17 protein-coding genes and 1 pseudogene are annotated in these 13,674 nt (G+C 28.2%); all 18 read left to right on the forward strand.

The window, feature by feature from the left end:
- Positions 1–33 precede the first annotated feature (33 nt).
- The 18 genes and pseudogenes from DS884_RS10755 to DS884_RS10845 all read left to right on the forward strand — a co-directional run bounded on the left by DS884_RS10755 (position 34) and on the right by DS884_RS10845 (position 13,665).
- Positions 34–825 carry a hypothetical protein gene (locus DS884_RS10755; RefSeq protein ID WP_113786740.1) on the forward strand — a complete coding sequence of 264 codons (792 nt, stop codon included), beginning with the start codon at positions 34–36 and terminating at the stop codon, positions 823–825.
- Between the two features lie 216 nt (positions 826–1,041).
- Positions 1,042–1,527, forward strand: coding sequence for a hypothetical protein (locus DS884_RS10760; protein WP_113786741.1), 486 nt, complete (start codon positions 1,042–1,044; stop codon positions 1,525–1,527).
- A 239-nt stretch (positions 1,528–1,766) separates the two neighbouring features.
- On the forward strand, positions 1,767–2,429 hold the full coding sequence (locus DS884_RS10765) for a DUF4433 domain-containing protein (RefSeq protein WP_113786742.1): 663 nt from the start codon (positions 1,767–1,769) through the stop codon (positions 2,427–2,429).
- Between the two features lie 7 nt (positions 2,430–2,436).
- Positions 2,437–3,471 (forward strand): macro domain-containing protein, encoded by a 1,035-nt coding sequence (locus DS884_RS10770; protein WP_113786743.1) that lies wholly within the window; start codon positions 2,437–2,439, stop codon positions 3,469–3,471.
- A 175-nt stretch (positions 3,472–3,646) separates the two neighbouring features.
- Complete coding sequence (locus tag DS884_RS10775) at positions 3,647–4,195, forward strand: hypothetical protein (protein WP_113786744.1); 549 nt, start codon at positions 3,647–3,649, stop codon at positions 4,193–4,195.
- A gap of 169 nt (positions 4,196–4,364) precedes the next feature.
- Positions 4,365–5,186 carry a hypothetical protein gene (locus tag DS884_RS10780; protein ID WP_113786745.1) on the forward strand — a complete coding sequence of 274 codons (822 nt, stop codon included), beginning with the start codon at positions 4,365–4,367 and terminating at the stop codon, positions 5,184–5,186.
- 156 nt (positions 5,187–5,342) lie between these two features.
- On the forward strand, positions 5,343–5,699 hold the full coding sequence (locus DS884_RS10785; protein ID WP_113786746.1) for a hypothetical protein: 357 nt from the start codon (positions 5,343–5,345) through the stop codon (positions 5,697–5,699).
- A 238-nt stretch (positions 5,700–5,937) separates the two neighbouring features.
- Complete coding sequence (locus DS884_RS10790) at positions 5,938–6,870, forward strand: hypothetical protein (RefSeq protein WP_147239392.1); 933 nt, start codon at positions 5,938–5,940, stop codon at positions 6,868–6,870.
- Between the two features lie 233 nt (positions 6,871–7,103).
- Complete coding sequence (locus DS884_RS10795) at positions 7,104–7,478, forward strand: transposase (protein WP_113786748.1); 375 nt, start codon at positions 7,104–7,106, stop codon at positions 7,476–7,478.
- A gap of 444 nt (positions 7,479–7,922) precedes the next feature.
- Positions 7,923–8,291, forward strand: a pseudogene (locus tag DS884_RS18800) (transposase); the annotation flags it as partial.
- Between the two features lie 46 nt (positions 8,292–8,337).
- On the forward strand, positions 8,338–8,754 hold the full coding sequence (locus DS884_RS10810) for a hypothetical protein (RefSeq protein WP_113786751.1): 417 nt from the start codon (positions 8,338–8,340) through the stop codon (positions 8,752–8,754).
- A gap of 1 nt (position 8,755) precedes the next feature.
- Positions 8,756–9,277, forward strand: coding sequence for a hypothetical protein (locus DS884_RS10815; protein ID WP_147239393.1), 522 nt, complete (start codon positions 8,756–8,758; stop codon positions 9,275–9,277).
- Between the two features lie 196 nt (positions 9,278–9,473).
- Positions 9,474–9,929, forward strand: a complete 456-nt coding sequence (locus DS884_RS10820) for a hypothetical protein (protein WP_113786753.1) — start codon at positions 9,474–9,476, stop codon at positions 9,927–9,929.
- A gap of 165 nt (positions 9,930–10,094) precedes the next feature.
- On the forward strand, positions 10,095–10,763 hold the full coding sequence (locus DS884_RS10825) for a hypothetical protein (protein ID WP_113786754.1): 669 nt from the start codon (positions 10,095–10,097) through the stop codon (positions 10,761–10,763).
- A 37-nt stretch (positions 10,764–10,800) separates the two neighbouring features.
- Complete coding sequence (locus DS884_RS10830) at positions 10,801–11,154, forward strand: hypothetical protein (protein ID WP_233487150.1); 354 nt, start codon at positions 10,801–10,803, stop codon at positions 11,152–11,154.
- On the forward strand, positions 11,154–11,444 hold the full coding sequence (locus DS884_RS10835; protein ID WP_147239394.1) for a hypothetical protein: 291 nt from the start codon (positions 11,154–11,156) through the stop codon (positions 11,442–11,444). The genes DS884_RS10830 and DS884_RS10835 overlap by 1 nt, the downstream gene beginning before the upstream one ends.
- A gap of 38 nt (positions 11,445–11,482) precedes the next feature.
- Positions 11,483–12,409 carry a hypothetical protein gene (locus tag DS884_RS10840; RefSeq protein ID WP_147239395.1) on the forward strand — a complete coding sequence of 309 codons (927 nt, stop codon included), beginning with the start codon at positions 11,483–11,485 and terminating at the stop codon, positions 12,407–12,409.
- Between the two features lie 110 nt (positions 12,410–12,519).
- Complete coding sequence (locus DS884_RS10845; RefSeq protein ID WP_113786757.1) at positions 12,520–13,665, forward strand: helix-turn-helix domain-containing protein; 1,146 nt, start codon at positions 12,520–12,522, stop codon at positions 13,663–13,665.
- Positions 13,666–13,674 lie beyond the last annotated feature (9 nt).

Genomic DNA, 13,674 nt, shown 5'->3' on the forward strand with positions numbered 1-13,674 from the left:
AAATCATAGCCTAAACCGTTAGCAACAATTTAAATGAACTCATCGCTTAAATCTATATTACTGATTTTTATTCCACTTTTTTCATTTGGACAAGAGAAAGATTTTTATGATTTAGATAATTCTTTCCACGAATTATATAGCAAACTAAAAGTAAAATCCTTAACAGTATCAACGAAGGAATTTGATAATGGAAAGTTAAATGAAGAATATATCGAGCTAATCCAAGATTTTGCTATAAATGGAGATATAATTAGAGAACGTGAGTTTTATAATTCAGATTCTACTGACGGTTGGGACGTGAAATATAAGTACAATGACAATCACCAAACCATAAGAACAGAATGGACTTGGTTAGACGATAAAGACCAAGATTTAACTGAATATGAATACGATTCGGACAACAAACTAATTAAGAGTTGTGATTATTATAAAAGAACAAATACAATCGAATTTCTTCTTGAAGAATGTCTAATTTATATTTATCGAAAAAATCGAATATTTAAGGTCAAAACAGCAGAAAATGAACTTAAAAGTTATTACAAGAAAAAAGGAGATTTTGTTTTTGGTTATTCCGCAGATAAAAAATTAAAATATAAATACAAAAATGGAGAATTTGTCTATCAAAATATGGATTCAATTATATTCAGATATGACAGAAATGATATCGGACAAATTATAAAAACTACGAAAACAGATAATAGTGACAATTTAATATTTAGTACTGTTTACGAATATTCAAAAGGACTATTAACGAAAGTAGTTTCTAAAGACAAAAATGGAATTTTAAGACGAGAAGAAGATTATAAATACGAATATTACGAATAAAAACTGTTGCTAACACGGTGTATAAAACATAGCTATTAAAGGCTTTTCGAGAGGTTTGTGTATGTTTACAAAGTCCGCCAAATTTTTAATTTGGCTTTTTAAAAAAGAAAAAGTTAAAAACAAAATATAAAAATTCGGCTCTGTGTTTATCCGAAAAGTTAGTGTCTTTTTACACGCTACGTTCCATACACAAATCCGTTAGCAACAATTTGAGGAATGAACCATAAAAGAAAAGGACTATTAACGACTATACCTGAATGTGCTAAACATTTGAGAAAAATTGGAAAGCGATTTTTTTGGAAAGGAGAACGAGTTACCGAAAAGAGAATAATTGAAAAAAACATATATGAGCTTGACATTAAATCCTTATCGGAATCTGAAGTTAATAGAGCTGAAAAACTATATGAATACCTGAATAGTGAATTGCCTTACTCTTTGACTTTTGAAAATTTACATAATTTATATTACTCGTTGTTTTGTTCATTAGATATTCTACCAGAATATTTAAAGTCTCTGAAACTAACAAAAGAAGTTTTGGCTTTTACGTTTGCGAAATTATCAACAAGAAAGAGTATTACGGAATCAATATCTAATGACAACATTACGGATCAAAATTATTGGATTGAACAAATTTCGATTTCTATAACGGCAGATGAATGGCCAGACTATGAAAATGCAAAAAAATTAATAGGAGAGAATTAGATAAAAACTGTTGCTAACAAAATGTATAATTAATTGCTTAAGGATTTATTCCTTCGGAAAAATCTCGCAGACAATTAATTTCAAGTATTTTAATTATTTTTACGCTAAAATTGCGCAACTAACCATACACAAATACGTTGGACAACATACCGAGATTCGTATGAAAAATAGTTTAGTCGTTAATTATTGAAAATAAAAGCATAAATTTGAGGATTGACTAAAACAACTGATAAAGATTAATGGAATTAGAGAATATATACATCTATCGAATGACACATATAGATAATATTCCTAATATTATGCTAAACGGAATTACTCATAAAGATTCACCAAATTCCAACCCAAATTTTGTTCCTATTGGTGATGTCAGTTTGATTGACACAAGAAGTACTAAAAACGTAAGTATTGACAATGGTGATATGCTTAACTTTAATGCAGAAACAATTGTTTTAGGAGATTTCATCCCTTTCTATTTTGGTGTTAAAATGCCAATGTTATATGTAATCCAAAATGGAGGAAACTTTGTAGAAAAAGCAACACCAGCAGAAAATATTATATATTTAGCTTGTCCTATCAACAATTTAATTCAATCAGAAAAAATTTATTATTTTAGTGATGGACACGCAACAGATAACTTAAGCTCTTTTTACGATAATAGTAAAGTAAACGAATTACCTAATATTATAGATTGGGATTCTATAAGAGCGCCATTTTGGGGAGGTCAAGAAAATCTTAACATTAAACGCAAAAAACAAGCTGAATTGTTAGTGTCTGGAGACTTACCTGCACAATTTATAGTTGGCTTTTGTTGTTATAATGAAGAGACTAAACAAAAATTAGTCAATATGGGAATTGAAGAAGAAAAAATTAAGGTAGTACCTAGAGCTTATTATAAATATTAAAAAAATCATGATTAATTACGTTACGGGAAACATATTAGATAGTGAAGCTCAGGCCATTGTAAATACAGTTAATACTGTTGGTATTATGGGTAAAGGAATTGCATTACAATTTAAAAAAGCATATCCTAATAATTATAAATCATATTCAACAGCTTGTAAGAACAAGGAAGTTGTAGTTGGTAAAATGTTTGTGACAACTGATAGTAATATTAGTTCAGGAGAAAAACTTATTATTAATTTCCCAACCAAACAGCATTGGAGAAAACCATCTGAGTACATTTATATAGAAGATGGATTAGACGATTTAATAAATATTATAAAATTAAATCAAATTAAAAGCATAGCTATTCCACCACTTGGAGCAGGAAATGGCGGACTAAAATGGGAAAAAGTAAAAAAAATAATTGAAGAAAAACTAAGTAATCTTGACATTGAAATATTTGTCTTTGAACCATCATCTCAAATTGTAGAAAAACTCAAAAAAGAAAGAGTTAAATTAACAGATGCCAGAGCTTTATTGCTATATGTTTTATATGACTTAGTTAAAAACGGAGAATTTGTTTCTGAATTTTCTAGTGAAAAAGTTAGTTACTTTTTACAAAGATTTGGTGCGAAAAAATATTTCAAACTACAATTTGCACCTAATTTTTATGGACCATATTCTGGCAAAGTAAGGTTTGTTTTGAATGCACTTAACGGTAGTTATGTAATGGGATATAGTGATATGGACAAAAAACCTTTTGAGCCACTAACTATAGTTGCAGATGGTTTTAATGATGTAAAAAACCATATTGAAAACAAACCGGAATTAGCAATAATTGCAAAGAACACAACTGACTTCCTAAATGGATTTTATTCAGATTTTGCACTTGAATTATTATCTTCAATTGACTTCATTGCTTCAACCGAAAAAACATTTGACAAAAAGATTATTTCTAGCAAATTAAATGATTGGAGTGACAGAAAACAAAGTATATTTTCCAATCCAAAATATATTGACATATCGGTTAGACACTTACAAATTGCAGGAATAGAGAGCTGAATAAAAAAAGCACGATTGCCCAACAATATGTATAATTAATTGCTTGGTTTTATCCAATTTACGAAAGTCCTCGCGGACTTTCTATTCTGTTTTTATTTGCTAAATTTCTTGCATAAAACACGCAACTAACCATACACAAACACGTTACCAAACATTTAAGAAGAACCGTCACGAATTGAAAATCCTTAAAAAAATATTATCAGTAATTGGAATTTTAGCCATAATCGTATTTCTAATTATTTGGGATATTGCTGACAGAGGACAATTTTATTCAAAACACATTGCAACTGACGAACTGAATGAATTTTATATGCACAAAACGTCTGAGCAACAAGTAAAAGCGTTTGAAAAGAATTTCGGATTTGGAAAATACAAATTCCCAAGAGAACAAGTTGCGAAAATAAAGTTGTTTAATAATAACTTTCTAACGAGTCGTTTGACTTCCAAAACTGTGTCGGAATTGAATAAGGCTGATTTGATTACATTTTTCAATAATCCGAGTAATTTCAAATGGTCAGAGACTACTTGGAGTTTATCTGAATCGGAGTATATTTTGAGATTTTATAACAAAAAAAATGAGGAAATAGGAAAGGTTTGGTTGTGTTTGGAAGGTTGTGAAATGACAAAATCGGAACCATTTTCACCGAATATGAAATATGGTGGATTAAGTAAAGTTGGAATAGAAAACTTGAATTTTATATTAAACGAAATATTAACTGAATAAAAAAACGTGTGGTAACACCGTGTATAATTAATTGCTTTCGGATTTGTTCCTTCGGAAAAATCTCGCAGACAATTAATTTCATCTATTTTAATTACTTTTACGTTAAAATTGCGCAACTAACCATACACAAATACGTTAGGGTACATTTACAGAAACCAAGTAAACATCAATGAGATTAACAATTTTAATAGCTACTTTCCTTCTATCGCAACTGACCTTTTCACAGTCAATAGCAAGTTATAACAGCAATGCTACCAAATACGAAAAGAATGCAAATTTTGCTCAAATTATTGAAAAAACGAGTTTTTATAATTCAGACGGAATTAAAACAGAAATTGAGCATAAGGATTTCAATAAGTCAATGCAATTGACAAGTCTAAAAAGGTTCGATGATAAAAATAAATTGATTTGGCTAAATATGTATAAGTATGACAGTTTGGAAAGACGAGTGAGACTTGATAACAAAAGATGGATAAACATAATTGGATATCAAACAAAACACACTGAATATAAATATGATTCAATTGGCAATTTTGTTCAGATAGATTATAATTCCCAAAAACAAATTTCGAATATCGCTCAATACTTCTTGGACAAAGAAAAAAACTTAATTAGACTTGAGAACTTTAATGGAAATGGTAGTTTAATTGGTTATGAAACTGCAAATTACGATTTAGAAAATAACGTCGTCGTCATTAATCAATATAACAATAAAAACGAGCTGGTTAATTCTAACAATAGAGCTATAAGTCATTCTGGAGAGAAAAAACAAAAGACTTCGAATAAATATAATGAACAAGGAGATTTAATATTTTACAAAAGAAATTGGAACGACAATGATAATGTTTGTTACACAATTGAATATAAGTATGACAAAAAAGGAAATTGGATTTCAAAAAAAAGATATAGCCATATTCAAACTGAAAGCGGAAAGTTGAAAAAGAAAAAAACAAAGATGGTTAAGACGAGAAAAATAAAATATAGAGAATAAAAAACGTACCCTAACACCGTGTATAATTCATTGCTAGTACTCGCCTACTTACGAAAATCCTCGCGGATTTTCTATTCGGTTTGTATTTGCTAAATTAGTTGCTGTAACACGCAACGAAATCATACACAAACACGTTAGCTTTAATTGTTCCGAAAAATGAAAATTGTAACCGAAAAAATAAATAGCGAACCAAATCATTCCATCTCGAAAAAAGATGTGAAAGCGATTATCGAAATTATTCCTGATGATTGGATTGGAGTTGCTCACATTTTTTCAATTTCCTCTCAACTCTTTGAGAATTCGAATTGGGACAGACCAGTTATTCAGAATAATACAACGTTCAAAATATTATCACGCGGAATTGACCGAAACGAAATAATAAAAGAATTGCTAATTGAATTGGCTATTAGACCAACCAAAACGTATCCACCGAAAGGACATTCTTTGACAAAATCGCAACGGAAAAAATTAGAGGAATTAATAATGCCATATTATAATAAATTGACTGAATAAAATGGAATTATCACTCAAGCGGAATTTGAGTAAGTTTGTGGAATTGAAAAACGGAATAATAATAAAACGTGCTCACTCAAATGTGTCACAACTAAAAGCTAACAATGTATAAAAATAATGCTAAATTAAGTGCTTAATCGAGAGTTAGTGCACTTTTGTTACGTCTGAATTTCCTGCGGAAATTCCTCGCACACAAAACCGCACTATTCTTATACTAGACCGTTATGGCACATTAAAAATGAAAAAAATCAAACTTATACTTATTCTGATTCTTCCCATTTTAATGTGGGGTCAAACTAATCCTAAAACTTATAGCTTGTCTAATATTAAATGTGACTCAGTTGTTGTATATGAATTAGACGAAAATCAAAAAAAATTATCCGAAAACAGAACAGTTTATATCTATAATAAATCAGGACAGAATATTATAAAACTTGATTATGATGATTATGAAATAAACACAAGAACCAAATTCACTTGGACTAATAATAAAATTACAAGTACCAAAGTAAACTCTAAAATATATGGATATTCTCCAGAATCTGAAGATTTAATTGGAGAAATTAGAGAAAATTCTTTCGAAAAAATAGATTATATTTTTGAAAATAAATTGTTGAAAAAAACTGAATATTACGATTCTACGGAAGGAAATTTAAAATTAAATAACACAACTTTACTAGAGTATGATTCCCTAAGCAGACTAATAAAGGAAACTTTTATTGACGACTATAAAGGTTATTTATTCCACTCTAATATTAACTCTAGTCAAATTGACTCAATTACTTTAAAAGAAAAAGTAAATTATTCATATAAAAAATATGAATACAAAAAAGAACACACATTAGTTAACTATATAAAAGATGGAAAACTAATTAGTTACGAAAAGATATTTGGAACAATAGAAAACCCAACAAAAATCACTCAATTTGATAATAAAGGGCAAATACAAAGAAATGTAGTCTACTCAAGAAATCTACACGGGAAAATAACTGATATAAAAGTTATGAAAGATAATTTTATATCTACTTGGGGTATCGAAAGATTCAGATTTAAAGTCGATAACATTAAAATAGAATATAATCAAAAAGGAAATCCCATTAAAAAGATATATATAACAAATGAAAAGATTGAAAGCATTGAAAAAATAGAATACTACACACACGTGCCATAACAATGTATAAAAAACATAGGACGTTTGTGTTTAACCAAAAGGTCTATGTTTATTTACAAAATCCGCCAAATATAAAATTTGGCATTTAAATGAAAAATAAAAACAAAATATTTATATTTAGCTAAGTGTTAAACCCGAAGTGTAGTGCTTATCCTCTGCCCTACGTGTTTTATACTCAACGTTGTGTGTAATTTTGACCCGTCCTGAAATAAGGCTACATAATTTTAAACATTATGTATAGAAATGACAAAGTCATTAGACGTTACAGTGAACCATTTAAATTAAAAATATTAGCCGAACTTACAATCGGAAAACACACAAAGAGCGAACTTTGTAAACTCTACTCCATTGCACCTACAACTGTAAACGAATGGATTAAAAAATACAATCGTAAAAACTTAATGAACACCAGAATAAAAGTGGAAACTAAAGACGAAATATCTAGAATCAAAGCACTTCAAAAAGAGATTGAACAGCTTAAAAAACTACTACTTAAAAAGGATCTCGATGCTATGGTAATGGATTCTTACCTTGAAGTAGCAGCTGAAGACCTTGGTTACAAATCAGTTAATGAGCTAAAAAAAAAGCTAAGAGGTTTGCTTCCTTAACTACTATAACACATTGTTTTGGGCTTAAACGTGATGCGTATTACAAATACAAATCTAGAGCTGATAAACGTTTAGAACTCGAGAAACAGATTATAAAAATAGTTAGAAAAAGACGCAAATCTCTTCCTAGAGAAGGCGTACGCAAACTTGTAAAATCATTAGATGTAGATTTTAATAAAGGTAATATTAAAGTTGGTAGAGACACTTTATTTAATATCCTTAGAAAACATCAGATGCTAACACTTAGAAAGAAAACAAGTGCTAGAACTACAAACTCATATCATCGTTTTTATAAATATAATAACATCATAAAAGACTTAAAAATTACTAAAGCTAACCAAGTTTGGGTCTCTGATATAACATACATTAGAACCCTAAAAGGATTTTGTTACCTAGCCTTAATAACTGATATGCATTCAAGGAAAATAGTGGGGGTATGACCTTAGTGACAGCCTGGAATTAAAAGGATGTGTAAGAGCTCTTAATAAGGCTATTTATCAAGCTAAAAATATTAAACAACTTATTCATCATTCAGACAGAGGTATACAATATTGCAGTAATGTATACACGCAAATATTAAAAAGAAAAAAGATAGATATTAGTATGACCCAAGAAAATCATTGTTATGAAAATGCCATGGCAGAACGTGTAAACGGGATACTAAAAGATGAGTTTTATCTCGATCAAACCTTTGATAACGTAACACATGCAAAGAAAGCTACAAAAAATGCAATTAATTTATACAATGAAGTAAGATTACATTTATCTTTAGACTTTAAAACTCCTAATATGGTATATAAATTATCAGCGTAAATTCAATTTTAACCTGTAGCCATATTTCTGGACGAGACATTTGAAAATGATAAACTTATTCAAAAAGAAAGAAGAAGAATTAAGAGAGGTTTTTTTAATTGGAAATTATGACTTTTCATTTGACAAAGAAAACTCTACAATTGAAATCGAGAATAATCAAATAATTGATTTGACCATCAAGTCTAGTGAGCCAGTTTTTGAAGAATTATGTGAATCTGATGAATTTGAATTCGGCTATGGACTTTATCCTCCTGAATTTAATGCTCATGAAATTGATTTGGGAAGGAAAAAACAAATCAGAATTAATGAAAAGAATCTATATGATTATGAAATAGCTCTTTACTTTATGGAGCATAACGATGTAAAGATTAATCTTAGTTTAACCGAGGATTGGATATTAATTATGGGGTTCACTTCGATAAGCGGAAAAGAATATCCCCTTGAAATTAAACTCAAAAGATAAAATGAAAGTAGAATCATATAAAATTAAAGGTTGGAAAGAAAAGGAAACAGGTCTTTTCATTTCAGAAAACGAAGATTGGATTCTTGTAAACCATATCCCCAATGACTACGCCTTAGATGGGTTTAAGTTGTATAGAAAAAAGTTTGTGAAAAAGCGAGTTTCTGAATCTCCCGAAAAGCAAATTGAAAAAGTTTTGAGACTAAAAAACATACAAATACCAGAACTAAAAAACTTTACCTTTAATGATGTTTTAGAAACATTAAAGTGGAGTGAAAAAAAATATGGACAATTCGAATTTCAAGACAAAAAAGAAGATGAATTATTTTATGGAAAAATAAACCGTACAGATAACGACCTTTTAATAATTGATATGATAAAGTCTAATGGGCAAGTTGAACTGAACTATGATTTTGAATTTAAGTTGGGTAAAATACGCTCTATTACTTTCGAAACCGACTATTTTGAGTCAATCAGAGTGTTATTCCTTGATGAAGCAAAAAACAACCTACAACAAAACCTATAAATAATACGGTTTTTAGTGTTTAATCCTAAGTTTTGTGTACTTTTACTTTTATCACCAAATCTTTTAATTTAGTATTTAGTAACAAAAAAATAAAAACAAAACCGAAAAACTTATGGCTTGTGTCGATACGAAAATCCCCGGATTTTCTGCCCCGTACTATTCATAGCTAAACGTTGTGCTTAATTAGATAAAACGAATGAAAAGAATATTTATACTGTTAATTTTAAGTTTTACAATCCAATATTCTTTTGGACAAGCTTGCGGAATATACAGAATAAAGTATGTCGGAAAAATAAATTTGGAATCAATAAAAATTGAAAAAATAAAACTTCCGACAATTGAATTTCTACACGGATTAGAAAAAGAAAATTCGGAAAAGGGATTTATCGAAACTAAACCAATCGAAAACGGAATTTATATCGAATTAGGTTCTCATCTGACTTCTCATCTTTATGAAAAAAAGGAAAAATTACTCAAATTATATAAGACAAAAAGAGAAAATATTCCTATCGTAATTACAGTCATCGAAAACGGAAAAAACAAAGAAATACGGATAGAATTGACATGGGATAATATTCAAATTAGTAAACTTGAAGATGACAAGTTTGGAAATCTATTTGAACTGAATTTGAACGAAATAAACATAAAATAACTATGCACAACAAAGAACTGTGGTAAAAAACAACTAATTTTTGTTTAATTTTTTATCAAAGATCATTGCAAGTTTACTACGTTTGATTTTCCTACGGAAAATCCTCGCACGTAAACCCGAAAATATTCTTATATTATACCGTTATCCCTAATTAAAACTATGAGAATGAAAAAGAATAAATTAAAAAAAACAATCGTTTATATAGTTGTTTTTTTATCTCTGTTTGTCCTTTTCGACTTGTACATTTTGAGAGGGCTATTCTCTTCATATTTTGTTTTTAAAAAAAAGATTGCCCCCCAGAAAACTGAATTTGTAATTAAAAAAAAGGAAAACAGACTTTTTAATTTTAAAATCAAAAATAATTCTATAATACCAGATTATTTTTTGTTCTTCAGATCGAATGAAATATTTTTGAAAGATGTCAATAAAATTGTTTTTATGGGAATCGGGTCACGGGTTTTGAATACAAAAAAAGATTTGGAAAAAATCAGTTTAAGTTTTGGTTGTAGCAATGGTTTAGGGTTGTGCTCAATTAATCCTTACGAAAAATTAGAAAAAGACTATAGTTATACAGAAATTATTAAGGAAATAAGTCACATCAGAAATATAAGTGACAATGAAAATAATGACTTGCTATATGGAGAAAAATTATTTTTAGACGAGGAAAAATTAATCATCAACAATGATAGTAGAATAACTAAAAAAGACTCTCTAGAAATTGAATTTTATTTTGGATTATTTTCTTTAGCATCGAAAGAACAATATCCAATTAAATCGAATATCTTGAAAGTCGGATATTTAGATTTAATTGAAAGTTATGTTGAAAAAAATTGAAATAAAACTGTACGATAAAAGAAAAAGAGCAACTACAATGCTCTATGTTGAGAAATTATCTGAAAATAAGTTCAGAATGACTGAAAATGGTATTCTCAATTGCAAACTGACTAAAGGAACAGAGTTTACAACACGGATAAACGAAAATGGAAGTCACGAAATAATAAAAATAATAAAAGAATCAAATTTTATAACCAAACGGTTCTTCCTTTCTTCAAAATATAAAGAATCTGAATATCGAATGTTAGGAGATGAATTAATGAAACGTGGCGGATTTTGGCAAGTTGATTTCGGGGGAATAACAACTGTTAATATTCCAAAAGATTTTGAGTTTGATATTAACCAAGTAATGAAAGAATTGGAATTAAATCTGATCGAAATTTCAGAATAATGAAAATAATCTCAAAAGAGCACTTTGAAAGAATGGAAATGATGTATCTAAACTTTAAAACACAATCCAAAGCTAAATCTCTATTTATTCAAGAATATGAGACTTCAAAAGAAATTAATGAACTGATTAGGTTAACAGATAAACCGACTCAAATTGAATTTAAAAAAATAGTAGAATTAATCAAGTTAGTTAATAATACTGAACATTATAGTGGTTCTCAATGGCACGACTATAAAATTCATTTGAATGCAGTATTACTAGAAAATGAATTTGAATCAAAAATATTATAAAAAGCCAACAGGTAACATTGGCAATAATTAAAAAACAAATGAAGAAAATCAATCTTATCGTAATAATCTGTCTTATTCTTTGTTCTTGTCAGAACAACAATGAGCAATTAGAAGTTTTTCCTGTCGAACAAATTAATTCATCAAATCCCGATCCAAATCTAGCTCTAATCCCTGTAATGAATGGAAGCATATTTTTTATAGCTGGAAAAAACACTCCAAAAAATGCTACTTATAGAATGTATTTCGACACTTCTGAAAATCCTAAAACAGTATTTGATTTAACAACAACAGAAAAGAAATATACCAATTTGAAAATTAATAAAACTTATTATTGGAGAGTAGAAACAATTGGAGTAAAAGGAGAAGTTTTAGCAAGCTCGCCTATTTGGAATTTTACAACAGATAATAAAATTATTGTAAGAACCCAAAAAGATTTGGAACTATTAGGTAGTAATAAATATTCAAAAATTGAAGGAACATTAGTTATTGGAGACCTATTCAGCCTTACTGAAACACTTCCTCCTCCAACAGATATATCTGACTTATCACCTTTAAGCGATTTAACACATGTCGTAAAACTTGTAATAAACAATAATAACTCTCTTATAAACCTTAATGGATTATCAAACCTTAAAGTTATTTATAACGATTTATTTATTGGTCAAGGACAAAATTTAAGTGGAGGTAACTCATCATTAGTTGATATTAGTGCTTTATCAAAAATACAATCACTAAATGGAACATTAATAATATACAACAACAATAAACTGAAAAATTTAAATGGTTTAGAACTTCTAAAATCTATTCGTAAAGATTTAGTTATTGAAGATAACTCCATGTTAAATAATTTTTGTGCTCTTACAACACTTTTTAATAATACTGGATTATCTGAAAATTATTATGTCAAAAACAATAAATATAATCCCACTAAAAAAGACTTGATTGAGAAAAGATGTAATAATTAATCAGATACTAATAATGGACGAATGAGTTTAACATTTAGAAAAATTCAATAATTATTAAAAAAATAAAAAGTTTTCTTTTTATCTAACTACACAAAAATTATAAAAACAATTTGCAACCACAATTCTCTTTATTTGATTTACTTATTTTAATTGGAATTATTCAAGGAGTCATTACTAGCATATTATTACTTAGTACTAAGAAAAATAAAAACAGTAATAAATTTTTAGCTTTTGCTTTATTATCTTTTTGTTTTTTAAGTACTAAACCTCTTCTACACACTTTAAATTTATGGAATACATCCTTTTTTCGATTTTTCCCTAACGGAGTAGAATTAGCATTATCTCCTTTAATTTATTTTTATATAAAATCTCTCATATCTCCAGAATTTCGTTTTAAAAATAAAAATTGGATACATTTTATCCCTTTCACTTTGGCACAAACGTATGCTTTTGTTGTTTACTTTTATGCTTTACTAAGTCCCGATTTTTATGAAAAAGATTTAATTGCCCTAAACTTCAAGTTTAACTATATAAAACAACTAGAAGAATATTTACTATTGGCTTTTCTACCTTTCTATCTATTTTATGGCTATAAAGAACTTACTGATTATAAAAAATGGTTATGTAATACAACATCAGACAATACATATCCAAATTTTAAGTGGCTACAAAACATCTATTCACTATCTATCTTAGTTGGTGTTTTTTTACTTACAAACCATACTTTAGATATATTTTTCAATCTAAAAAACAAAACAATTATTCATTATAATCTACTTACTCTTTTTATAGCTTTTATAATTTATTATTTAGGATTAAAAGGATACTTACAGCCTAATTATACGTTCAGCAGGCATGAAATTACTTCTCAAAACAAATCAGTTATACCACTCTCAAATATTAAACTAGAAGAAACGATAGATCATCTTCAAAAAGCAATGCTTAAAGATAAAATTTATTTAAACCCTAAATTAAACATTTACGAACTATCAAAGTTATTAGGTATTTCTCAAAAAAGTATATCGTTGGCCATTAATCAACATTATAAAATGAATTTTAGAGACTTCATAAACGACTATCGTATAAATGAAGTTAAGTCTAAACTAAATGATTCAAACTACAAAAAAATGTCAATTCTTGGTATAGCTCTTGAATGTGGTTTTAATTCCGAAGCTAGCTTTTATCGTATTTTCAAAAAAAACACAGGAATTTCTCCAAAAGAATTTATTGAACTTAAAAATGATACTAAACTATAGTTTTTACTC

It is taken from the genome of Tenacibaculum sp. E3R01, assembly GCF_003318185.1.
GTDB lineage: Bacteria > Bacteroidota > Bacteroidia > Flavobacteriales > Flavobacteriaceae > Polaribacter > Polaribacter halocynthiae.